This is a genomic window from Actinoplanes sp. NPDC049265 (assembly GCF_043197135.1).
In the GTDB taxonomy this organism is placed as follows: Bacteria; Actinomycetota; Actinomycetes; order Mycobacteriales; family Micromonosporaceae; genus Actinoplanes.
The window spans coordinates 285,184-308,918 of record NZ_JBICSP010000005.1; the positions used below are offsets into that span (position 1 = coordinate 285,184).

General features: G+C 70.4%; 19 protein-coding genes. 8 read left to right on the plus strand and 11 right to left on the minus strand.

Annotated elements, in window-relative coordinates; translation table 11 throughout:
* Positions 1-209: 209 nt before the first annotated feature.
* Complete coding sequence (locus ACGFIO_RS15925) at positions 210-713, minus strand: PH domain-containing protein (protein ID WP_392826831.1); 504 nt, start codon at positions 711-713, stop codon at positions 210-212.
* An 83-nt stretch (positions 714-796) separates the two neighbouring features.
* The gene (locus tag ACGFIO_RS15930; RefSeq protein ID WP_392826833.1) at positions 797-1,534 is read right to left on the minus strand and encodes an oxidoreductase; all 738 of its coding nucleotides are present in this window, start codon (positions 1,532-1,534) and stop codon (positions 797-799) included.
* 252 nt (positions 1,535-1,786) lie between these two features.
* Between ACGFIO_RS15930 and acs the strand changes: the two genes are divergently transcribed.
* From acs to ACGFIO_RS15945, 3 genes are all read left to right on the plus strand, one after another.
* The gene (gene acs / locus ACGFIO_RS15935) at positions 1,787-3,838 is read left to right on the plus strand and encodes an acetate--CoA ligase (protein WP_392826835.1); all 2,052 of its coding nucleotides are present in this window, start codon (positions 1,787-1,789) and stop codon (positions 3,836-3,838) included.
* A gap of 80 nt (positions 3,839-3,918) precedes the next feature.
* Complete coding sequence (locus ACGFIO_RS15940) at positions 3,919-6,237, plus strand: immune inhibitor A domain-containing protein (RefSeq protein ID WP_392826837.1); 2,319 nt, start codon at positions 3,919-3,921, stop codon at positions 6,235-6,237.
* A 68-nt stretch (positions 6,238-6,305) separates the two neighbouring features.
* Positions 6,306-7,223 carry an alpha/beta fold hydrolase gene (locus tag ACGFIO_RS15945; protein WP_392826839.1) on the plus strand — a complete coding sequence of 306 codons (918 nt, stop codon included), beginning with the start codon at positions 6,306-6,308 and terminating at the stop codon, positions 7,221-7,223.
* On the opposite strand, the gene ACGFIO_RS15950 is transcribed toward ACGFIO_RS15945, so the two are convergent.
* From ACGFIO_RS15950 to ACGFIO_RS15965, 4 genes are all read right to left on the minus strand, one after another.
* The gene (locus ACGFIO_RS15950; protein WP_392826841.1) at positions 7,220-7,585 is read right to left on the minus strand and encodes a hypothetical protein; all 366 of its coding nucleotides are present in this window, start codon (positions 7,583-7,585) and stop codon (positions 7,220-7,222) included. The genes ACGFIO_RS15945 and ACGFIO_RS15950 overlap by 4 nt on opposite strands.
* Positions 7,582-11,064: an SseB family protein gene (locus tag ACGFIO_RS15955; RefSeq protein WP_392826843.1), complete on the minus strand. Its 3,483-nt coding sequence runs from the start codon at positions 11,062-11,064 to the stop codon at positions 7,582-7,584. Before ACGFIO_RS15955 ends, ACGFIO_RS15950 begins: the two co-directional genes overlap by 4 nt.
* A 259-nt stretch (positions 11,065-11,323) precedes the next feature.
* Positions 11,324-11,617, minus strand: coding sequence for a WXG100 family type VII secretion target (locus ACGFIO_RS15960; protein WP_392826845.1), 294 nt, complete (start codon positions 11,615-11,617; stop codon positions 11,324-11,326).
* Positions 11,618-11,636: 19 nt separating this feature from the next.
* Positions 11,637-11,969 (minus strand): WXG100 family type VII secretion target, encoded by a 333-nt coding sequence (locus tag ACGFIO_RS15965; RefSeq protein WP_392826847.1) that lies wholly within the window; start codon positions 11,967-11,969, stop codon positions 11,637-11,639.
* Between the two features lie 331 nt (positions 11,970-12,300).
* Between ACGFIO_RS15965 and ACGFIO_RS15970 the strand changes: the two genes are divergently transcribed.
* The 3 genes from ACGFIO_RS15970 to rarD all read left to right on the plus strand — a co-directional run bounded on the left by ACGFIO_RS15970 (position 12,301) and on the right by rarD (position 16,490).
* Complete coding sequence (locus tag ACGFIO_RS15970) at positions 12,301-14,166, plus strand: type VII secretion protein EccE (protein WP_392826849.1); 1,866 nt, start codon at positions 12,301-12,303, stop codon at positions 14,164-14,166.
* A gap of 290 nt (positions 14,167-14,456) precedes the next feature.
* A complete protein-coding gene (locus ACGFIO_RS15975; protein WP_392826851.1) occupies positions 14,457-14,837 on the plus strand; it encodes a phage holin family protein in 381 nt (126 codons plus the stop codon).
* Between the two features lie 702 nt (positions 14,838-15,539).
* Positions 15,540-16,490: an EamA family transporter RarD gene (rarD, locus tag ACGFIO_RS15980; RefSeq protein WP_392826853.1), complete on the plus strand. Its 951-nt coding sequence runs from the start codon at positions 15,540-15,542 to the stop codon at positions 16,488-16,490.
* A gap of 34 nt (positions 16,491-16,524) precedes the next feature.
* Here the strand turns inward: rarD and ACGFIO_RS15985 are convergent, their stop codons facing one another.
* The 3 genes from ACGFIO_RS15985 to ACGFIO_RS15995 form a co-directional block, all read right to left on the minus strand.
* A complete protein-coding gene (locus tag ACGFIO_RS15985) occupies positions 16,525-17,244 on the minus strand; it encodes an anti-sigma factor family protein (protein WP_392826855.1) in 720 nt (239 codons plus the stop codon).
* Positions 17,241-17,756 carry a sigma-70 family RNA polymerase sigma factor gene (locus ACGFIO_RS15990; RefSeq protein ID WP_392826857.1) on the minus strand — a complete coding sequence of 172 codons (516 nt, stop codon included), beginning with the start codon at positions 17,754-17,756 and terminating at the stop codon, positions 17,241-17,243. The genes ACGFIO_RS15985 and ACGFIO_RS15990 overlap by 4 nt, the downstream gene beginning before the upstream one ends.
* A gap of 61 nt (positions 17,757-17,817) precedes the next feature.
* Entirely contained in the window at positions 17,818-18,615 is a 798-nt protein-coding gene (locus ACGFIO_RS15995; protein WP_392826859.1) for an IclR family transcriptional regulator, read from the minus strand.
* Between the two features lie 152 nt (positions 18,616-18,767).
* Between ACGFIO_RS15995 and ACGFIO_RS16000 the strand changes: the two genes are divergently transcribed.
* Positions 18,768-19,934: an MFS transporter gene (locus ACGFIO_RS16000; protein WP_392826861.1), complete on the plus strand. Its 1,167-nt coding sequence runs from the start codon at positions 18,768-18,770 to the stop codon at positions 19,932-19,934.
* On the opposite strand, the gene ACGFIO_RS16005 is transcribed toward ACGFIO_RS16000, so the two are convergent.
* Entirely contained in the window at positions 19,931-20,944 is a 1,014-nt protein-coding gene (locus ACGFIO_RS16005; RefSeq protein WP_392827085.1) for a polyprenyl synthetase family protein, read from the minus strand. The genes ACGFIO_RS16000 and ACGFIO_RS16005 overlap by 4 nt on opposite strands.
* 419 nt (positions 20,945-21,363) lie before the next feature.
* On the opposite strand from ACGFIO_RS16005, the gene ACGFIO_RS16010 reads away from it, so the two are divergent.
* Positions 21,364-21,954: a GrpB family protein gene (locus tag ACGFIO_RS16010; protein ID WP_392826863.1), complete on the plus strand. Its 591-nt coding sequence runs from the start codon at positions 21,364-21,366 to the stop codon at positions 21,952-21,954.
* A gap of 247 nt (positions 21,955-22,201) precedes the next feature.
* On the opposite strand, the gene nuoN is transcribed toward ACGFIO_RS16010, so the two are convergent.
* Entirely contained in the window at positions 22,202-23,734 is a 1,533-nt protein-coding gene (gene nuoN / locus ACGFIO_RS16015; RefSeq protein WP_392826865.1) for an NADH-quinone oxidoreductase subunit NuoN, read from the minus strand.
* Position 23,735: the final 1 nt, after the last annotated feature.

The window sequence follows — 23,735 nt, forward strand, 5'->3', positions numbered from 1 at the left end:
GTAGAAAGAACGAGCGGGAGTTGAGAGATCGGATCCCGTGCACGGCCACCGGGAACCCACGCGCGATCAGCCACGGCAGGCACGTTGCGGCGGGACCTCAGCCACCGAGAGGCGGCTTCAGGACTGCCGACAACGACCCAGGTGCACGCTTGATATCCCGGTCCGGACGCGCGAAAGAACGGCGCCCATCGAGGCGCCGTTCTTCAATTTCAGGGGCGAAGCGCTCGGGCGTTGACCGCGGCGAGGTGGCGGTTGCGGAGCTCGTGGTAGACGGCCTTGAAGACCTTCGGGCGCGAATGGAAGTCGACGCCCTGGGCCCACAGTTCGGTGTTGACCGTCGTGCCGTCCGGGCGTTCGATCAGCACGGTCATGCCGCTCTCGATCTCCCACGGGCCGAGGCGGTGGGTGGCCTTGTGCAGGCGTACGTGGGCGATCTCCTGCCAGGTCAGCGTCCGCGACCGCACCAGGCCCTGTATCCGCAGCCCGCGCGAGCTGACGTAGGCGCCCATCAGCAGGATCCGCCACGACCCGACGACCCAGACGATGGCCAGGACGGACGCCATGATCCTGATCCCGTGCCAGTCCAGGCCGAACGTATCGACGCTGGTCCAACCGAGGATCCCGAGCGCGATCACCTCCCAGCCGATGACCAGCCAGCGGCCGTTGCCGGGAGTGTACGGACGCACCCACGAATCGGATTCGGCAAAGTTCACGCGCGCAAGTATGCCAAGTCGATACACGATCGCCGGGAAAACGACGCAGAACGGCACCATCCGGGTGAGTGGCATCTAGCCTGTTAGGCCGTCGCGAGCACCCCATCACCGACGGCCACCAGTTCGTCCGCGCCGGCCCCCACGGCGGTCGTGTAGTGCCTCAGCCAGGAACGGAGGCCGTCCGGCGTACCCGTGGCGTAAGCGTTGGACGCACCCACGTACTCAGGCTCGCGGGAAGCGTGACCCACCTCGGCCGCGACCAGACCGCGGGGGTCGAAGCCGCGGGCGATGAGCGCGAGGCGCGCCGCGGCCCGGGCCACCACCCCGGCCGGGCCGGCGAACGGACGCACCGTGAGCAGTTCGGCGTGCACGATCGCGGCGAGCAACATCGGCGACGTGGTCTCGTTGCCGGCCACCAGGGCGGTGAGTGCGTCGATGCGGTCGGCGCCGGTGAGCGGGCGACCCAGGTCGGCGGGCGGCACGACGTCGCGGGCGGCCAGCACGTGCAGCCGCGCCAGCACCTGCCGGGGCGCCCTGGGCCAAAGGTCGACCAGGCCACCGAGTCCCTCGTAGACACGCAACGCGCCCTGCACGACGGGGTCGGTCACGGTTCCGGCGCGTACGTCCTCCAGGTCGTACCCGTGACCCTCGAGACCAGCGGAAGCCACCGCCGAGCGCAAGCTGATCTCGGCCGCGACCCGTCCGCCCTGGCGGCGCAGCGCCCGGTGCCGCATCGCGGCGTCCACCCGGGCCTGCGCCTCGGCCAGGGCGGGGGCGACGTCGGCGAGCTCGAGCAGGGGCGCGAGAGGATCGGTGGGCACGTGACCACGGTATAGGTGGGCCACCGGCCGGTTCGAGCTGCGGTTCAGGGCAAAACCAGCGCGGCGAACAGCCCGGATGATGCGCCGATGGGCTCGAATACGGCAGGATTCGAGCAGTAACACGCACCAACCCACCAACCGGCGCGCACGGCCAACCACAGGGCGCGTTATCCACAGCCACCCTCGCCGGGTCCGCCCGGCAGAACTAGTGTCGTACGAGAAATCCCCGGTCACGGCAGAGGAGCCGCCCTCATGAGCAAGAGCCTGGAGAATTTGTACTCGGAGACGCGGCAGTTCCCGCCGCCGGAGGCGCTCGCCGCGGAGGCCAACGTCAAAGCCGAAGCGTACGAGCGGGCCGCCGCCGACCGCATCGGTTTCTGGGAGGAGCAGGCCCGCCGGCTCACCTGGTCGAAGCAGTGGGACCAGGCGGTCGACTGGTCCAACCCGCCGTTCGCGAAGTGGTTCCTGGGCGGCGAGCTGAACGTCGCCTACAACTGCGTCGACCGGCACGTCGAGGCCGGTCACGGCGACAAGGTCGCGATCCACTGGGTCGGTGAGCCCGAGGACGACACCCGCACGGTCACCTACAACGACCTGCTCAAGAGCGTCAGCCAGGCGGCCAACGCGCTGACCGAGCTGGGCGTCACGGCCGGCGACCGGGTCGCGATCTACCTGCCGATGATCCCCGAGGCCGCGGTCGCGATGCTGGCCTGCGCCCGGATCGGCGCTCTGCACAGCGTGGTCTTCGGCGGCTTCTCGGTCGACGCGCTGTCCACCCGCATCCAGGACGCCGACGCCAAGCTGGTGATCACCGCCGACGGTGGCTACCGCCGCGGCAAGCCGTCAGCGCTCAAGCCGACCGTGGACGAGGCCGTGGCCCAGTGCCCGAGCATCGAGCACGTGCTGGTCGTCCGCCGCACCGGCCAGGACGTGACCTGGGGTGAAAAGGACCTGTGGTGGCACGACACGGTCGAGCAGGCCAGCCCGGAACACACCCCGCAGGCCTTCGACAGCGAGCACCCACTCTTCATTCTCTACACCTCGGGTACTACCGGAAAGCCCAAGGGCATCCTGCACACCACCGGCGGTTACCTGACTCAGGTCTCGTACACCCACAACGCCGTTTTCGATCTGAAGCCCGAGACCGACGTCTACTGGTGCACGGCCGACATCGGCTGGGTCACCGGCCACTCGTACATCGTCTACGGACCGCTCTCCAACGGCGCCACCCAGGTGATGTACGAGGGCACGCCGGACACCCCGCACAAGGGCCGCTTCTGGGACATCGTCGACAAGTACAAGGTGTCCATCATGTACACCGCACCGACGCTGATCCGCACCATGATGAAGTGGGGCGACGACATCCCGGCCAAATACGATCTGTCGTCGCTGCGCGTGCTCGGCAGCGTCGGCGAGCCGATCAACCCCGAGGCCTGGATGTGGTACAGGGAAAACGTCGGCCGGGAGAAGAGCCCGATCGTCGACACCTGGTGGCAGACCGAGACCGGCGGCATCATGATCTCACCGCTGCCCGGTGTCACCGCGTCCAAGCCCGGCTCGGCGATGACCCCGCTGCCCGGCGTCTCGGCCGACGTCGTCGACGACACGGCCGAGCCGGTGCCCAACGGCGGCGGTGGCTTCCTGGTGCTGACCGAGCCCTGGCCGTCGATGCTGCGCACGATCTGGGGCGACGACAAGCGGTTCATCGACACGTACTGGTCGCGCTTCGGCGCCGGCGCTGCGTCGCAACCGGCGCCTGGTCCTTCGGACGGCGCGGAGAACCAAAACCGCTCCGCGGCCCAAGGGCACGGCGACAAATGGATCTACTTCGCCGGTGACGGGGCCAAGAAGGACGATGACGGCGACCTGTGGCTGCTCGGCCGGGTCGACGACGTGATGCTGGTGTCCGGCCACAACATCTCGACCACCGAGGTCGAGTCGGCTCTGGTGTCGCACCCGTCGGTGGCCGAGGCGGCGGTGGTCGGCGCGACCGACCCGACGACCGGCCAGGCCATCGTGGCGTTCACCATTCCGCGCGGCAACGTGGACACCGCGGGCGACGCCGGCGAGGAGCTGATCAAGGAGCTGCGCAACCACGTGGCCAAGAAGCTCGGGCCGATCGCCAAGCCGCGACAGATCATGCTCGTACCGGAACTGCCCAAGACCCGATCCGGCAAGATCATGCGTCGCCTGCTCAAGGACGTGGCCGAGCACCGGTCCCTCGGCGACGTGACGACGCTGCAGGACTCCGCGGTGATGGAACTCATCTCTTCTGGCATGAAGGATCGCAAGTCGGAGGACTGACAGGTCTTCTTTTGATTGAGACATGCGCATACGTTGGCGGGAGCCCCTGACCGGGGGCTCCTGTCAACGGAGGTATAGACGTGCGCAAAGTGGTCGCAGGACTGCTTGGCGCCGCGGTGGTCACCGCGATCGGCGCAACCCTGCCGACCGTGGCCTCAGCGGCACCGCCGGACGGAACGGTCACGGCCGCCAAGCGGACCGGGGTCGACGATTACCCCAACGCCCTCGAGGAAAAGCGTCGCGACAAGCGCCAGAAGGCGATCAACGACGTCCTCAAGGGCAAGCTCAAGACTCAGAAACGTGGCGCCAGCACGGTGGCGAGGCTGGCCGACGGCACATATGTGGAGCTGGCCCGGGAGAAGACCGATCGGATCTTCGTGATCCTGGCCGAGTTCGGCAACGAGCGGCACCCGGACTTCCCCGATGTGGACACCGACCCGAACACGGCCGGCCCGGCCACCTTCGACGGCCCGACGCACAACAGCATCCCGGCCCCGGACCGCTCGGTCGACAACAAGACGATCTGGCAGGCCGACTACAACCGCGAGCACTACCAGCAGCTCTACTTCGGCTCCGGTGCCGGCGTCGAATCGCTGAAGACCTTCTACGAGGCCCAGTCGTCCGGGCGCTACAGCGTCGACGGCGAAGTCACCGACTGGGTCAAGGTGCGCTACAACGAGGCCCGGTACGGCCGCGACTGCGACGCCAACGGCGACTGCGGCACGTACACCTGGTTCCTCATCCAGGACGCGGCCAACCAGTGGGTGGCCGACCAGAAGGCCGCCGGTCGCACCGACGCGCAGATCAAGGCCGACCTGGCCTCGTTCGACACGTACGACCGCTACGACTACGACAACGACGGCGACTTCAACGAGCCGGACGGCTACCTCGACCACTTCCAGATCGTGCACGCCGGCGGTGACGAGGCCGACGGTGACCGCCAGCAGGGCGAGGACGCCATCTGGTCGCACCGCTCGTACGCGTTCCAGGACCTGCGCGGCGGCAGCACCGGCCCCGAGGGCAACCTGGACGGCGGCGCCCAGATCGGCGACACCGGCTTCTGGATCGGCGACTACACCGTGCAGCCGGAGAACGGCGGCCTGAGCGTCTTCGCCCACGAATACGGCCACGACCTGGGCCTGCCGGACGACTACGACACCTCCGGCGGCGCCAACAACAACACCGAGTACTGGTCGCTGATGGCTCAGAGCCGGCTCAACGCGGCCGGCGAGCCGGTCGGCAGCCGCCCCGGCGACCTCGGCGCCTGGAACAAGCTGCAGCTCGGCTGGCTGGCCTACGACGTCGTCCCGGCCGGCCGCAAGAAGACCATCGTCCTCGGCCCGGAGGAGTACAACACCGACAACGCGCAGGCCGCGGTGGTGGTGCTGCCCGACATCGTGCGGACCGAGGACCTCGGAGCGCCGTACGCCGGTGCCAAGCAGTGGTTCTCCGGCAACGACGACAACCTGCAGAACACCCTGACCAAGGCGGTCGACCTGACCTCCGCGACCAGCGCGTCGTTCGATCTCAAGGGCCGCTGGAACGTCGAGGACGGCTTCGACTACCTGTACGTCGAGGTGTCCACCAACGGCAAGAACTGGGCCCCGGTCGGCGGCACCATCGACGGGCAGCCATTCGGAAAGGACACCTCGAAGCGGCCGGCCATCACCGGTGAGCACCCGGCCTGGGCCAACCTGTCCGTACCGCTGGACGCCTTCCTCGGGCAGCAGATCCAGCTGCGCCTGCGCTACGCCACCGACCTCGGGGTGGCCGAGGGCGGCTTCTTCGGCGACGACCTGACCATCAAGGTCAACGGCGAGACGCAGTCCGTCGACGGCGCCGAAGGCCCCCTGACCTGGACGGCCAAGGGCTGGACAACGGTCGGCTCGACGACCACCGGCTCGTACGACAACTTCTACATCGCCGGTTACCGAACCCACACGTCGTTCGGCAAGTACCTGCTGACCGGTCCGTACAACTTCGGCTGGCCGGCCAAGCCGCTGTGGGCCGAGCACTTCGCGTACCAGAAGGGTCTGTTGATCTCGTACGCCAACTCGGCCTGGCGCGACAACAACGTCAACGTTCACCCCGGCTCCGGCCGCAACCTCTACGTGGACGCGCACCCCGACGCGATCTACAACATCGAGGGCAACCCGTGGCGGTCCCGGATCATGCTGTACGACGCACCGTTCAGCCTGACCAAGGCCGACTCGATGACCCTGCACGTCAACGGCAAGCCGTCGCTGATCCGGGGCAAGGCCGCCGTGCCGCTGTTCGACGACACGCGTTCCTACTTCGACCCGGCCATTCCGTACGCCGGAGTGAAGCTGCCTGCGGTCGGCGTCAAGATCCGCGTCGTGGAGCAGAACGACACCACCATGAAGATCCGCATCAGCTGACCGTTCGTTCCTGAGCGCCCGGGGGCTGCGGCCTCCGGGCGCTCTTCGCTGCGCGTAGCCTTCTCGGCATGGTCGACGACACGTCCGTGCTGATCGAGGGCCCCTGGACCCACCGGTTCGTCGGCGCCAACGGCAGCCGGTTCCACGTGGTCGAGGCCGGCACCGGGCCGCTCGTGCTTTTCCTGCACGGCTTCCCCGAGTTCTGGTGGGCCTGGCACGACATCATGACCGAGGTGGCCGACGCGGGCTTCCGGGCGGTCGCGATCGACCTGCGGGGTTACGGCGCAAGCGACAAACCGCCACGGGGGTACGACGGATACACGCTGGCCGCGGACATCACCGGACTGATCCGGGCCCTCGGCGAACGCTCGGCGATGCTGGTCGGGGCGGGCGCCGGCGGCATGATCGGCTGGGCCGCGGCCGCCTTCCACCCCAAGATGATCAGCCGGATGGTCGTCCTCGGCGCCGCCCATCCACTGCGCCTGCGGGCGGCACTCTTCGTCGACCCGCGCGGCCAGATGGCGGCCACCGCGCCGATCCTCAAATTCCAGGTGCCACGGTACGAGCACGCCCTGACCAAGGACGACGCGGCCGAGGTGGGCGAGCTGATGGAGCGATGGAGCGGCCCGGCCTGGACTGCGACGCCCGAGTACGCCGACTACGTGGCCAAGTGCCGGGTGGCGATGCAGATCCCGCAGGCGGCGTTCTGCGCGCTGGAGGCGTACCGCTGGGTCTTCCGGTCGACGCTGCGGCTGCAGGGATACCGGTTCGTCAAGGCGATGCAGACGCCGCTGACCACGCCGACCCTGCACCTGCACGGTGAACGGGACACGGCCATCCTGGCGCGCACGGCGCAGGGCTCGGGACGTTACGTGGTGGCGCCGTACGAGTGGCGCCTCGTCCCCGACGTCGGGCACTTCCTCCACCGGGAGGCCCCGTCCATGGTGACCGGCGAGATCCTCCGCTGGGTGAAGACGACGCCCTAGACCCGGTGCTCGTAAAGGTCAGTGACCTCGTGCTGCGGGGCCCACCCCTGGTAGACGCCGTAGTCGAACTCCTCCAGGCCGAGCTGGCGGGCGATCGGGGCGCGGCCGCCGGTGTATTCGACGCGCAGCCACTGCTCGGATTCGGCCAGCACGATGAACGGCTGGCCGCGCCACGAGCAGGTGGTGCGTACGTAGATCAGCTCGTCGAACTCGTGCGGCTGCAGCACCCGGGCGAAACGCCCCGGGCGCACCTCATGGAAGCCGTCGGCCGGCTCGGGCGCGTACACCCGCACGTTGTCGCCGTCCGGCACGGCCTCGAATTCCTGCCCCTGCCAGTTGACCACGTAGCCGTCCCGCATCACTGCTCACCGACCTTGCGCCACTGCGGGGCGTCCGCGTCGAAGATGGCGACCATCTTCTCGGTGCCGTCCGCGTCCATCCGCCACAGCTGCGCGCCGTGCGGCAGCCGGACACTGTCCACCTTGAACTCGGCGACCACATCGCGGCCCTCACCCGGGGCGAAACCGTTGCCCCGGAACGGCGGCCGCTCGATCACCCAGCCGTCCATCGCCCGCAGCGCCTGCTCACTCTGCCCGCCGTACGGGATCCGATACAGGCTCGGCCGGTACGCGGGCCAGCGCAGCACAAACGCCTCCTTGGCGTCCGGCGCGAACGGCGAACCCTCGTACACCAGCCCCAGCGCGGCAAACAGCTCACCCGGTGTCCGCAGATGCTCGACCTCGTTGGCCCGATGCACGAAGCCGGCCACCCGGTCGTACCCCCGGTCCATGAAGAAGTCGACCTGGCTGGGCGGAACCGTCTTCTGCATGACCGTGGCATGCTGGGCGGCGTCGCTGGCCCGCTGCGGAACCGGCGCCGCCTTCTCGGCCCGCTCCTCCGGCTCGACGCCCAGACCGGCCTCGTCGGCCCAGCTGGCCAGCGCGATGATCTGCGAACCCGGATACTTGGCGCCGACCGGCGAGCCCGGGTTGACGGCGAACGACCAGTTCGGGTCGGGCCAGTTGCGGATCAGCTCGAGGAACTTGGTCGGCGCCGTGCGCACCGGGTGATCATGGTGTTCGGCGATCCGGTCCCGGCTGGTGAACACCACCAGGAACGTGCCGCCGTCCATCTCCTCGGTGCGGAAGACGAAGCCCGACTCGCCCGGGGTGCTGCCCGGCCGCGAGTTGTCGGCCACCGGCACCAGCACGGTGGCCAGCAGCAACGTGGACAGGAAGGAGTCGGTGCTGTGCTCGTCGGCCGCGGCCAGCAGGTCACGCTCGACGGCGTTGGCCGGGGAGAAGTCCGAGTCCTGACCCTGCGCCGCCGGGCCGCCCTCCGGTGCCACGGATCCCGGTCGCGTCACGGCCGGTGACTCGAAGCGCGTCGTGACCGCGAGGTCCGGGCGCGGCGCGGACTGGGACGCCGGGCCCGTCGTGGGCTGGAATTCCGGGCGGGTCGTGTCTGGGCGGGTGCCGGCCTGGAACTCAGGCCGCGCCGTCCCTGGGCGCGCGCCGGCTTGGGCCTCCGGACTGATCGTGGCCTGGGACTCCGGGCGGGTGGCGGCGTGGGCTTCCGGCCGGGTGGCGGCCTGGGGCTCCGGGCGGGTCGTGGCCGATGACGCGAACGGGTTACGCGCCGGATGGCCGGCGTCGGCGCCCGGGGTTCCCGGCACGACCGGAGGCATGATGTTGGGGCGCGGCGTCTCGGTCGGCGGCGGCGTGGTGGTGCGGTTGCCGGTCAGCGCCTGCGCGGCGGCCGCCATGCTCGGCGGTGTCTCACCCGGCTGCCGGCGCGGCAGGCCGGTCGGAGCTTCCGGCGTGGTGATATGCCCGGGTACGGGCGGGGTGTGCGCCATCGGAGTACGAGTGGGCAGCGGGCCGCGCAGATCCTGCAAAGGTGGCAGGGCGCCGCCGGTCGGGGCCGGACTGCTCGAAGCACCTCGGCTGCCGGCGCCGGCGGGTGCGCCGCTCATCGGAGCGCCGCTCATTGGGGCGCCGCTCATTGGGGCGCCGCTCATTGGGGCGCCGCTCATTGGGGCGCCGCTCATTGGGGCGCCGCTCACCGGAGGCCCGCTTATTGGGGCGCCGGATGGTGTGCTGCCCGCCGGGCCGCCGCTCGACTGGCCGGCGCCCATCGGGGCGCCACTCGACGCGGTCGCGCCGGTCGGGGCGCCGCTTGCCGGCGCTGAGCCGGCTGGGATGCCGCTCGCTGGCGTGCCGCTGGGCGGCGCGGTGCGTCTGGGCAGCGCGCCGGGCGCCTGGTCGGAGCCCAGCGGGCTGCGGTTGCCGGCCGGACCGTTGCTCAGCGAAGACGGCTGGGTGCTCGGGCCACCGGTGGAGACACCTGGCGCTCCCGGACCGCCCAGGCCTCCCGCGCCACTGGTCGGCGTACCCAGCGCTCCGGCGCCACTCGTCGGCACACCAAACCCACCCGGGCCGCTGATCGGCGTACCCAGGCTTCCCGGGCCGCTGGTCGTACCCAGCGCTCCGGCGCCGCTCGTCGGCGCACCGAGCCCACCCGGGCCGCTGGTCGGCGAGCCCGGTGGGGCCGACGACGGTGCTGTGCCGGGCACGTTCGGGGTGCTGTAAGCGGCCGGGACCTCGGGGCCGGACTCGGCCGCCGTGCTCCCACCCCGCCCGTAGCCACCTGGGACGAAGCCACTGCCGGCCGTGCCGGTGGGCACCTGGCTGGACTGCGGCACCCGCGACGGCAGGCCGCTGGGCAGAACGGCACCCGGCGTACGAATCGGAAGACCACCCGGTCCGACCTGACCGGGCTGTCCGGAAGGGTTGCGCTCCCCGGACCGCGTCGGGAGTTGGGCGCCGGATGGACTCGCCGCCGGCGGCGCACTGGCCGGGGCGGGCGGGAAGTTAGGCGGGGCACTCGTCGGCGCGGGGCCACTCGGGGCGCCGCCCATCCGGGTCCCGGTGATGCCACTCGACGGTGCCGACGCTCCGCCCGAGCCTTCGCTCAGCGAACCACCGAACCCCGAGCCGCCCACCCCCGGGGCACCCAGCCCCGAGCCACCGCCGGAGGAACCCCCGAAGCCAGAACCACCCGGAGCGCCCGGCCCCGAGCCACCACCAGCAGAACCACCGAAGCCAGACCCGCCCAGGGCGCCCGACCCGGAGCCACCACTCGGAGAGCCACCCAGGGCTTCCGGCGAACCACTCCGGCTCGCGGCGCCGCCGGTCGCCGGCGCCATGCCGCCACCAGCCGACGACGGCGGCCGGTTACCGAAGGCGGCGGCCGCCCCCGGCGTACGTTTCTGCAGCTCCGCACCCGGCGGGAAGGCCCCACCACCAGGCCGGAACCCGGCGTCGGCCAGCGCACCCGAGGGCCCCGCGCCACCGGCCGGCGGCATCGGGCCGCCCTGCTGGCTAGAACCGGACTTGCCGCCCAGGGCCGCACCGGCCAGATCCTGCGTCTCGCGCCCGGGACCGCGCTTGGGCAGGCGCACGTCGCCACGGGACAGCTGCGCCACGAACCAGGCCGGCAGGTAGCCCTCGATCGGCAACCCCGGGTTGACGGCGAGCCACCACTCCAGGTTGGGCCACGTCTCGGCCAACTCGGCGTACGCGACCCGCCGCGCCGAGCCGGTGTAGTCGGCCAGGCACGCCTGCAGCGCGGACGGGGAGGTGAAAGCGAGCACGTGCGTCCGCCCGCCGGTGCTCCACGTGCCCCAGCCCAGCGGCGCGAGGCCGGCCAGCGCATCCGCGGAGACGGGCAGGAGCAGGTCGACACCGGCGAGGATGCGGAAGTAGGACTCCTGATCGTCGGTGCGCAAGGCGTCGCGCATCGCCTTTTCGGCGTCCGTCGCCGGCTCCCACTCGGACACGTTCACTCTCCCAACGCGCGCGAACGAGACCATCTCAACGCGTACAACCTACAAGGTCAGGCGACGATCACAATGGGCGGCAGTGGGCAGACAACCAAGTTGGGTGTATGCCGGCGCGGAGAGCTCGTCCCCGCCCGCCACACTGATCACTCTACGATCCATAACCATCACAGAAGGTAGCGGCTTCGGACGCTTCGAGCAATGGATAGACTGCGGCCGGGACCACCCCGCATCGAAGTATGTCCCGGCCGTCGTCAGATCACTGGAAGCGGTTGGTCGCCCGCTTCTCGGTCTCGTGGTAGTTCGACGCGGCATGTTCGACCGCGTTCCTGATCGACTGCAGGATCTGCTTGAGGTCGTTCGCCGAGTTCGTCCAGGTGGTCTGACGCTGGTGGTACGCCGCCTGGGCCTCACCGTTCCAGTGCTGGAGCAGCTTGCTGCCCTGGCTGTCGAGCTCGGCGAGGTCGGCGTCCAGCTTGTTGACCGCCGACTGGATGTTGGCCGCCGCGTTCTGCAGCGCGCCGAAGTTGACGAGAAGCACACCGTCGTTCATCGAATCTCCTCCTCGCCCGTCAGAGCGGCAGCGTGTAGCCGGTGCTACCGGTCTTGGAGACCGACGACGCGGCCTCGGTGTCGGTGGTGTCGTAGCTGGTGGCGGACTCACGGATCGACGTGGCGGTGTCGGTGAGCGCCTTGCTGAGCGTCTTGAGGTCAGCGTCGTACTGCTGCTTGACCTTCTCGAACTCGCCGGCGGCCAAGCCCTTCCAGCCTGCCTGCAGCTCGGACAGCTGCCCCATGAGCGTGCTCAACATGGACTGGATCGAGGAGTTGGTGCTCTCGAATTTGTTGGCGGTATCCGCCATTTGCTGAGACTGTGCTTCCGTCTGGGCCACCCCGGACGTCACCCCGCTTTCTCGTATCGGTCATCTGAGGGGCTCGAGCGGACGCGTCCATGCTGGACCGCACCCACAACCAAGCGCATCGATGCGACATTCAGGTTAACCCCTGCGGCCGAACCATGGGGGGCAGCCTTGAGCAGCTCATCGACGCTTTCCGAGCCACGACGGTAGCCAAGTCGGCGTTACGGCGGAACCCCGCTTGCTCAAACTGTGGACAACGGCTGCCTGTGGATAACTCGGCTCCGCCACCCGCCCCCTGCGAGACTGGATCGCGCCATACGATGTGGCGCACAAGGCGAGCATGTTGGCAGATATGTCGATCTCGGGAGGGGCGCGGGTGACAGCGGAATTGGCCGGCGGCCGTGACTATCCCGGGTTCAGCGCGGGCATTCCAGTGCAAACCCCGCCACGAGTGCGCGCGCAGCGTCGCGGCCGGCTTCTCGGCGTACGCATCGGGCAATGGATCTGCACTCAGATCGCCCTCGTCCTGCTGGTGGTCGGCGCCGTCATCGGACCGATACCGCTGGCCGCCGCCGCGATGCTCGCGGTGATCCTGCTGGCCGGCACCTGGCTGCGGCTGCGTGGCCGGTGGGCGTTCGAGTGGCTCGGCATCGGCCTGCGCTACTCCGGGCGCACGCACACCGTGACGCTGGACAGCTCACCCACCGCGGTGCTCCGGTTCGCGCGGCCCGGCGCCCGCATCGAGCAGACCGAGCTGGCCGGCGACCTGGCCGCCGTGATTGTCGACGGTCGCGGGCTCACCGCGATCCTCGAGCTCGGCGACCCGGCCGGCCTGCTCGTCGAGGACCTGCTCCGGCTACCCACCCCGGTGTCCCTGCTGCCGGCGGCCGGCGCCAACCACCCGCCAACCCGGATCCAGATGCTGTTCACCGGTGTGCCGGCCCCATCGGTCCGGGCCGGCAACGGCACGCCCGCGAACTCGTACCGGCAGCTCACCGAGGGCCGTCTGCTCGGGCACACCCGCGCGCTGATCGCGGTCCGGGTCCTGCACTCCGAGGGCTGGTCCGAGGAGGACCTGCGGCGGTCGCTCTCCGGGCTGGTCCGCAAGATCCCGCGGCGGCTGGGCGACGTGCCGGCCCGGCCGCTGGGCGAGGCCGCCGCGCTGCGGGTGATCGGCGAGTTGGCCCACGACGACGCGATCGGCCCGGCCCAGGAGATGTGGCCCGGGCTGCGGATCGGCGGCCTGGCCCAGGCGACCTACCGGCTGGTCCGCTGGCCCGGCCTGTCCACCGAGACCGGGCGGCGCCTGATCAGCCGGATGCTGTCGCTGCCCGCCGCGGCGACCACGGTCTCGCTCACCGCCGGCCCGCACGCCGAGAACGGGGCGCCCACGGTCGCGGTCGATCTGACCGTCCGGCTGGCCGCACCCGACCAGGCCATTCTCGGCTTCGCCGCGCAGACGCTGCGCAAGCTGGTCGCGGCCGAGAAAGGGCACGTGCGCCGGCTTGACGGCGAGCACCTGGAGGGCTTCGCGGCCACGTTGCCGCTGGGCGGTGGCCCGCTGGTCGAGGTGCCCGGGCGGCCCGCCGACGGAGCGCTGCCGCCGACCGTGATGGACGGCCTCGAGCTGACCATCGGCTCGGCCGGCATGATGGTCGGCCGCAACCGCAGCGGCGACCCGGTGGTGACCCGGCTTTTCCGGCCCGAGCAGACCAGGGCGCTGCTGGTCGGCGGGGTCCGCTGCGCGCAGTTGATCTCGCTGCGGGCGATGGCGCTGGGCGCCCGCGTGGTGGTCCAGACGGCCCGGCCGCAGGCGTGGGAGCCGTTCGTGCGGGGCGCGGCCGTGCCCGGCGAGGCGATCGCCGTCGTGCCGCCCGGGCGTGCGGTGGAAATCCCGCCCGGTTCATCGCTGCAGCCGCTGCTCGTGGTCGTCGACGTCGGCCCGGTCGGCGCCGACCCGCGCCCCGGCTCCGGCTGGCAGGCGACACTGGTGGTACGCGACGACTTCAGCGCGGCCGACGTCGACGTGGCCTCCCGCGCCGACCTCCTCATCGTGCAGCCACTCCGCGCCGACGAGGCCAACCTGATGGGCACCGCGATCGGCCTGGGCGAGACGGCCCAGTGGCTGACCCGCATCCGCCCCGACATGGTCGGCCTGATCAACCGCCGAGCCGTCCGCTGGGCCGCCCTGGCCCAAACCCCCATCGAGGCCCAGCTGATCGGCCCACCCAGCCGAGGCTGACCCCACACCCGATCGGGCCCAGGCCCAGAGCAGGACGAGCCGGGCGGGGACAAACGCGGCGGAGATGAGCAAGGCGGGGACGAGCGCGTCGCGAGCACAAGCACAGGCGGGGCGGGGGACGAACACGGCGCGAGCACAAGCACAGGCGGGGCGGGGACGAACACGGCACGGGGACTAACACGGCACGGGGATGAGTGGCGCGTCGGGCGGTGGCGTTGGCGGCATAGACGTCGATGAGATCGCGGAGTGTCGGCTGGACCGGTAGCGCGATCGTGACACCATCCGAAGCCATGGGAATCCTCATCCGGCTGGTGATCACCGCGGTGTCGCTCTGGATCGCGACGCTGCTGATCAGTGGCATCGAGCTGACCACCGACTCCCTGCCTGCCAAGGTTGGGACGCTGCTCGCCGTGGCAGTCATCTTCGGACTGGTCAACGGCATTCTGCGGCCGATCATCAAGGCGATCGGCTGTGGCTTCTACGTTCTGACGCTCGGACTGATCGCGATCGTCGTCAACGGCGCACTGTTCCTGCTGACCAGCTGGATCGCCGGCCGGTTCGACCTGCCCTTCCACGTTGACAGCTTCTGGCCGTCGGCCGTGCTCGGCGCCCTTCTCGTCGGCGTCGTCAGCTGGCTCCTCAACGCCCTCGTCCCCGACGGCGACGACTGACCCCGAGCGCGAGCAGAGGCACCCAACCGAACAGGGACACTCGAACGGCCTTGGACACACGGGCGTCCGGGGAACCAGGGCGGGCCAGAACACCCCCACGCGGGAAGACACCCGGGCGCAGGCCAAGACACCCGGGCGCAGGCCAAGACACCCGGGCGCAGGCCAAGACACCCGGGCACAGGCCAAGACACCCGGGCGCAGGCCAAGACACCCGGGCACAGGCCAAGACACCCGGGCACAGGCCAAGACACCCGGGCGCAGGCCAAGACACCCGGGCGCAGGCCAAGACACCCGGGCACAGGCCAAGACACCCGGGCACAGGCCAAGTCACCCGAGAACAGGCTAGGAGGACGCCCGGGCGCGGGCTAGGACACCCGAGCACAGGCTAGGAGGACACCCGAATGCGCGCCGGAACACCAGAACGAGTGGTAGGTCTGGGCGGCACCCGGCGCCCGAATACCGCCCAGGGCCACCACCGTCAGAGGCCGCAACCACTCGCATTTCGCCCGCCGATGAGCTGGGCGCCGAAAAGGACGAGGCGCAGCCGTGGTTCTTTTCGGCGCCCAGCTCATCGGCTCCTCGGGGCGAAATGCCGCGAGCGAAGCGACGCCGGTAAACACAGCCGGTAAACACAGCCGGTGAGCGCAGTGACGTCGAACATATGCAAGGGGCTGAGGACCCGACGGCCCTTACCGTGGGGGCATGGGTGAGGAGCGGCGCGGATATCTGTACGGGCTGGCGGCGTATGTGCTGTGGGGGTTCTTCCCGATCTACTTCAAGCTGCTCAAGCCGTCGTCGCCGTTCGAGATCCTCGCGCATCGGGTGATCTGGTCGGTTGTCTTCGTCGCGCTGGTGCTGGCCGTGATGCGCAACTGGCGGTTTCTGGGGCGGCTGATGCGCGACCGGCGGCGGCTGGGCGGCGTGGCCCTGGCGGGGCTGTTGATCGGCGTCAACTGGGGCACGTACATCGTCGGGGTCAACTCGTCGCGGGTGGTCGAGACCGCGCTCGGGTACTTCATCACGCCGCTGGTCGTGGTGCTGCTCGGCGTCACGGTCATGCGGGAGCGGCTGCGGGTGTGGCAGTGGGTCGCGGTGGCGATCGGTGCCGTGGCCGTGGCGGTGCTGACCGTCGACTACGGGCATCTGCCGTACATCGCGCTGATGCTGGCGGCCAGCTTCGGGTCGTACAGCCTGATCAAGAAGCGGTTGAACCTGCCGCCGGCGGAGAGCCTCTTCGTCGAGTCGGCCGTCCTCGCGGTCCCGGCCCTCGGATACCTGACCTGGCTCAATGTGACCGGCCAGGGCACTGTGGGGCACGTCAGCGTGGCTCACACCGTACTCATCGTGGGGTCTGGAATTGCCACCGCCATCCCGTTGATCCTCTTCGCGGGCGCGGCCAACCGGGTGCCGCTGGTCGGGCTGGGCATCCTGCAGTACGTGGCGCCGATCATCCAGCTGTTCGTCGGCGTGCTGATCTACCACGAGCCGATGCCGGCCGCCCGCCTGGCCGGGTTCACGCTGGTCTGGGCGGCGCTGATCATCTTCACGGCGGACGGCATCCGCAGCGCCCGCCGGTCCGCACGAGCGAAGAGGGCGGCGGCCGAACCGACGGCCGCCACCGTCGAACCGGCCGCCGCCCTGCCGCCACGCTGACGAAGACCCGAAGGCCCGGAGCCGGAGGCCCTCGTCAGGGGACGTCGTAGGCGAGCAGCACCTTTCCGTCGCCGCGCACCAGCTCGAGCCGCGCGAGGCTCCCGTCGCCGATGTACGTGTTGCCGCTCATCGTGAACTCCTTGCCCGGCGAGGCCGTCCAGGAGCCCAGCTGGTCCTGCTCGTCGTCCGCGCCGAGGGCCACCAACCGCACCGTGTACGGCTTCAGGTCGGGCGCGTTCTTGTTGTAGACGCACTTCAGGTCGATCTTCGTGCCGCCGGGCGCCTTGGTCAGGCCGACGTCCGCGGTCAGGGCGACGCCGTCGGCGACCGGGCGCATCTGCTGCATCGCCACGGTCACGGCCGGCGGCCGGCCGGGCGGCGTCGACGAGCCACCCATGACGAACATCGCGCCGACGCCGACGATCAGCGCCAACACGGCCGCGGCCAGGGCGGTGCTCAGGACGCGTACCCGAGTCTTCTTGCGCTCCTTGTATCTGGTCCGCTGCGCGGCGCTGACCAGATGCGAGGTGCGGCTGGGGGGCGGCGGCGCCGGCTGGGTCAGGGTCGGGTCGAGGAGCTTGGCGAAATCCGCCGGGTCCAGCCGGCCCAGCAGCCCGGGCAGGACCGCGATGTCGGCGACCGCCTCCCGACAGAACGAGCAGGTCGCGAGATGACGCTCGTACGCGGCCCGTTCGGCGGGCGAGAGGGCACCGAGGACGTACGCGCCGTCGTCGTGCTCGTGCTCGCACCTCATGCCGTCACCCCCATCTCGTTCAACGCCATCTTCAACGAGCGCAACGCATAGTGCGTGCGCGACTTCACCGTGCCCGGGGGCACTCCCAGCCGTGCGGCGGCCTCGGCCACCGAATGTCCTCGGTAGAAACACTCGACCAGGACGTCACGATGCTGCTGCGACAGCCGCCCGAGTGCCTCGGCCACGGTCCATGCCTCCACCGCGCGATCCGCCTCGTCCGTGTCCGGTGGTGGTTCGGGCATCACGTCGGTCATCACCTCACCCACCCGCACCGACCGGCGTCGCCAGGCGTCGATGGCCAGGTTCCGCGCGGTGGTGAACAGCCATGACCGCACCGCACCGCGTTCCGGGTCCAGCGCCTCGGGATACCGCCACGCCCGGAGCAGAGTTTCCTGCACCAGATCCTCCGCCTGCTGCCGGTCCCCGCCGGAGAGCCGGACGGCGTGGGCGTAGAGAGCATTCCCGTGTTCGTCGTGCAGAGCGCGAAGTAGTTCGGCGTCCTGATCGTCCAAGAGCTTGCCCTCCCTCGCGTTCCACCCGTTCTTACGTGTGGGGCGAGGGAGCGGTTCAAACTCAGGCGGTAGCCGCGTCACCACCCGACGACAGGGCCTCGGCGACGTTGCGCGCCGCCGCGGTCAGCTTGGCCCGGACGACCCGGGCCGAGGTCAACATCTCGGCCGCCGGGAGGGAGCAGGCCAACACCAGACGGCGTTCCATGTCCCGGTCGGCGATCACGGTCACCGCCGCGCAGGCCACACCCTGGCGGAACTGGCCCATCTCGAGCTGCATGCCGCGACGCTCGCCGGCGGCCAGGTCGGCCTCCAGCGCCTCGCCCGTGATCAGTGTGGCCGGCGTGAACGGCCGCATCCCGTAGTCGCGCAGGTAGCGGGCCCGCTGGTCGGCGGTGAGGGTGGCGAGCAGCGCCTTGCCCAGCGCGGTCGCGTGGCCGCCCTCGTCGAAGCCGGGCGCCATGTCGTCCATGAACGGCGAGCGGGCGCCGTCGGCCGACGCGGTGACCGCTATCCGGCCGCCGACGAACCGGCCCAGGTAGTGGCTGTAACCGGTGTCCACCGCGGCCCGGCGCAACGCCTCGCCCACGGCCGGGGGGCCACGGAACGCGGAGACCAGCTCACGGTAGCGGTCGGCGATCTCCAGCCCCACGATGTACGTGCCGTCCTCGCGACGGATCACATAGCCCTCGTAGGCGAGGGTACGAACCAGGTGATACGTCGTCGCGACGGTGAGCTCGCACCGCCGAGCGATCTGTTTCACGGTGAGTCCGCGCGGAGCCCGTCCTACCGACTCGAGCACACGCAACGCGCGTGACACGCTCCGGATGAGATCCGACGGCTCCGCCAGAGGGTCGCGCACAGCCACCTCCGACGCCGGGGACTTACACCATATGAATAATCTTCCGCCGACGGAATGCCAAAAGCGTGTGGATCGTGGTCGATTTGCACAAGCCGTGTGGTCCTTCCCACTCACCGTGCGTAAATGCATCACACAGGCTTAATCTGCGATCGATGGCCTCCACCTCTCCGGCGCTCGTGCAAGGGCGGCCCGTCCGCGCCGCGGTCGGGGCGCTGACCACCACGATCGCCGTTTCCATCCCGGTGTTCCTGGTCGGCGGGCTGGCCGTGCAGATCGGTGGCGACCTGCACTTCTCACCGGCCGGCCTCGGCCTCGCGGTGTCCGCCTACTTCGGCGCCAGCGCACTCGCCTCGGTGCCGGCCGGCGCCCTGGCCGAGAGATTCGGCGCCACGAACGTGTCCCGGGTGGCCATCGTGCTGGCCGCCGCCGCCCTGCTCGCCGTCGCCGTCGGCGCCCGGTCGCTGTGGAGCCTGATCGCGATCCTGGCGCTGGGCGCCGCGGCCAACGCCATGGGCCAGCTGGCCAGCAACAGCAGCCTGGCCGAACACGTGCCGCCGCGCCGCCAAGGCCTGTCGTTCGGGGTGAAACAGGCCGCGATCCCCGTGTGCACGCTGCTGGCCGGGGCGGCGGTGCCCGCGGTCGCGTTGACGGTGGGTTGGCGCTGGGCGTTCGTATTCGCCTCGGCGTTGGCCATTGGTGCGCTCACGCTCGTACCCCGGGCAAAAGACGCGAAGCGCAAGTCGCGCGGCGACAGCGGGAACCGGGCGACCGCGGCGCTGATCGTGCTCGGATTGGCGGCGACCCTCGCGGCGGGCGCGGCCAACGCGCTGGGCACCTTCCTGGTCGACTCGGCGGTGGAGCGCGGCATCGCCCCCGGACCGGCCGGGCTGGCCCTCACGCTCGGCGGCGCGGTGTGCGCGATCGCCCGGATCACCGGCGGCTGGCAGGCCGACCGATTCCCGGCCCGGCAGGTCGGCATGATCGCCGTGCTGCTGGCCACCGGGGCGATCGGGCTCGGGCTGCTGGCCGTGCCCGGCACGATTCCGCTGGTGCTGGGCGTAATGATGGGCTTCGGGCTGGGGTGGAGCTGGCCCGGCCTGATGAATTTCGCGGTGGTCCGGCTGCACCCGCAGGCGCCGGCCGCGGCCACATCGATCACGCAGACCGGGGTGTACGCCGGCGGCTGCATCGGGCCGCTCGGCCTCGGCGCCGTCGCGACAGTGGCCGACTATCCGACAATGTGGACGGTGGCGGCCGTGGCGATGCTGCTGGCGGGCGGTCTCATGCTCGTCGGCAGCCGGATGTTGGCGCGGTTTTAGCTGTTCCTGTCCGCGATGAAGTCACAGAGGGCCTCCATCGCGGCCCGGGGCGGCCCCTCCGGCAGCGGCGCCAGGCTCGCGCGTGATTCCTCCGCATACGACCGGACCGTCTCCCGTGCCCGTTTCATCGCCGCCGACTCGCGCAGCAGACCCAGAGCCTCGGCGTGCAGATCGTCGTCGGTCACCGGCCCGGTGGCCAGGATCTCGCGCAGCCGCACCGCCGACGCGTCGGTGTCGTCGCCGGCCAGCGCATACAGCACCGGGAGGGTCGGCACGCCCTCACGCAGGTCGGTGCCCGGCGTCTTGCCCGACTGCACCGAATCGGACGCGATGTCGAGCAGGTCGTCGGAGAGCTGAAAGGCGATGCCGATCGTCTCGCCATAACCCGCCAGGGCTTCGACGTGCTCCGGCGCAGCGCCCGAGAACATCCCCCCGAAACGGGCCGACGTCGAAATCAGCGACGCTGTCTTCTCGGAGATGACCCGCAGGTAGTGATCGATCGGGTCGGTGCCACGCGGCCCCGCCGTCTCGGCGATCTGCCCGTGCACCAGCCGGGCGAATGTGCGCGCCTGCAGCCGCACCGCCTCGGTCCCCAGCGACGCGGCGATGTCGGCCGCCCGCGCGAACAGATAGTCACCGACCAGGATGGCCAGCGAGTTGCCCCAGCGGGCGTTGGCGCTGTCGGCCCCGCGCCGCACGGCCGCCTCATCCATGACGTCGTCGTGATAGAGCGTCGCCAGGTGGGTGAGCTCCACCACGAGCGACGCATCGATGATCTCGGCCCGCTCGGCCTGACCGAACTGCGCCCCCAGCGCCACGATCATCGGCCGGAACCGCTTGCCGCCGGCATCCAGAAGGTGCCGCGCGGCCTCGGTCACCAGCGGGTCAGCGCTGGCCACGTTGCTGCGCAGCGCCTCCTCCACGCGCGCCAGCGTCGCTGTCACGGCCTCGTCGACGCCCGCGTCAATTTCCAGGCCGAGCCCCGCGAGCGCACTGTCACCGGTGCTCATCACGCTTTCACGATGCCATATGCCTCCGACACTTCCCGTGCCAGGGTTATCAAGATCATTCCATGGGTACGGGCACAGCCCCTGCTCACCACACAGACCGGCCGGTCGATGGTGACGCTCCCCACCCGCCGCCGGGTTGTCCCGACCGGTCCGGCCAGCCGCCCGCCCCACCCACCGTCCCACCTCACCGCGTCACGCCCTCGCTCCGCGCCGCACCCAGACAGTGGTAGTCGAGCACGGCACCCGCCGCCCACACACCGCCCGCACCCACCACCAACCGGCACAGCGGTAGCCGAGCACGGCACCCGCCGCCCACACACCGCCCGCACCCACCACCGCCCGACACGGTGATAGCCGAGCGCGGTATCGCCCTGCTGTCAGGAGCGGGCCTGTGGAACCCGGGCGCTAACCTGCCGCACATGCGCCTGCCTCCGCTGCCGACACCGGTCCCACCGCTGACGCCCGAGCAGATGGCCATGCGCGCCGTGGGCGACCGCCCCACCGAGGTCAGCCAGCCGATTACGGTCAGCGAGTACGACCCGTCGTGGCCCGCACGCTTCGAACGCGAGGAGCAGCGGATCCGGGCCGCACTCGGCCCCGGCGTGCTGGCGCTGGACCACGTCGGCTCCACGGCCGTACCCGGATTGGCGGCCAAAGACCGCGTCGACATCGACCTGATCGTGGCTGATCCCGCCGACGAGGACGCCTACGTGCCCGCGCTGACCGCAGCCGGTTACCGCCTCGCGACCCGGGAGCCGCACTGGTATGAACATCGCGCCCTCTGGACCGCCACCCACGACGTCAACCTGCACGTCTTCGGCCCCGATTGCGACGAACACCTGCGGCATCTCGTCTTCCGCGATCACCTGCGCGCCAACCCGGCCGATCGCGAGCTCTACGCCGCCGCGAAACGACAGGCGGCCACCGACCACCCGATGAGCATGGCGAACTACGTAGCCGCCAAGGCCACCGTGGTGATCGCCATCCTCACTCGCGCCGGGCTGACCTGACACCACAGTGGACAGGCTGCTCGTCGGCCTGTCCCACACCCGGCTCGACGGCACCGACGCCGAGTGCGACCGTGTCGTCGCCGAGATGGCCACTGCGGTCGGCGCGTCGCAACGCGCCGGGCGGGCGCGGTTTTGCCGCTGCTACGACGGCGCGGCGAGCTTACGTTTCGATGGGCAGAAAAGGCTCTTGAAACAGAAGAACCCCGGCCGAGAGCGACCGGGGTCCTTCCGTAAGCGAAACGAGCAGCTATCTCACGAACTGCGCCGCGTTGTTGGTGAGGTCGATCAGGGGGGCGGGCGCGACGCCCAGCGCCAGCGTGGCCAGGAAGCCGATCGCCAGGGCCGCCGACGTCATCGCGCCGGGCAGGGACACCGTGGGGGTCGTCTCCCCGGGCTCGCTCAGCCACATCATCACGACGACCCGCAGGTAGGGGAACGCCAGCAGCATGCTGGTGATGACGCCGACGATGACCAGCCAGGTTTGTCCGCCCTCGATGGCCGCGCCGAAGACCGCGAACTTGCTGGTGAAACCGCTGGTCAGCGGGATGCCGGCGAAGGCCAGGAGGATGAATGTGAACAGGCCGGCGAACAGCGGGCTCTTCCGGCCGAGGCCGGCCCAGCGGGAGAGGTGGGTGGCTTCGCCGTCGGCGTCGCGGACCAGGGTCACGATGCCGAAGGCGGCCAGGACCGAGAAGCCGTACGCGACCAGGTAGAACATGGTGCTGGAGAGGCCGCTCTTGTTCAGGGCGACCGCGCCGACCAGCAGGTAGCCGGCGTTGGCGATGGACGAGTAGGCCAGCAGGCGCTTCATGTCGGTCTGGGTGACCGCGAGGATCGCGCCGACGAGCATGGTGAGGACCGCGATCGCGCCCAGGACGGGCTGGAAGTCCCAGCGGACGCCGTCGAAGGCCACGTAGAGGATGCGCAGCAGGGCGCCGAAGGCGGCGACCTTGGTGCAGGCCGCCATCAGGGCCGTAACGGGGGTGGGGGCACCCTGGTAGACGTCCGGTGTCCAGACGTGGAAGGGCGCCAGCGCGCCCTTGAAGAGCAGGCCGATGGCGACCAGGGCGAGGCCGGCGAACAGCAGCACCTGACTGCGCTCGGGGGTGGCCACCGCGTCGTGGATCTGGCTGAACTGCACGCCCCCGGAGAAGCCGTAGATGAGGGCCACGCCGAACAGGAAGAACGCCGAGGCGTACGAGCCGAGCAGGAAGTACTTGAGCGCGGCCTCCTGGCTGAGCAGGCGCCGGCGGCGGGCCAGCGCGCACAGCAGGTAGAGCGGCAGCGAGAAGACCTCGAGCGCGACGAACATGGTCAGCAGGTCGTTAGCGCCGACGAACAGCAGCATGCCGCCGAGCGCGAACAAGGTCAGCGGGTAGACCTCGGTGGCGCCGGGCTCGCTGCCGGCCTGCTTGAGGTCTTTCTGGGAGCCGACCGTGATCGCCGCCTGGGAGACGAACGCGCCGCCCTTCTCGACCGTCCGTTCGCCGATCAGCAGCAGCGACACCAGGCCGAGCAGCAGGATCGCGCCCTGCAGGAACAGGGTGGGGCCGTCGACCGCGACCGCGCCGCCGATGGTGACGGTGCGCTTGTCGCGGAAGACGATCACCACGACGAAGGCGGCGACGGTGGCCAGCAGGGCCAGGCCGAGCTGGATCGGGTGACGGGACCGCTTCGGGGCGAGCGCCTCGATCAGCACCCCGACGCAGGCGGCCCCGAAGAGGATCAACATGGGCGCCAGGGCGCCGTAGTCGATCGCGGGCAGTTTGAGGTCTCCCATG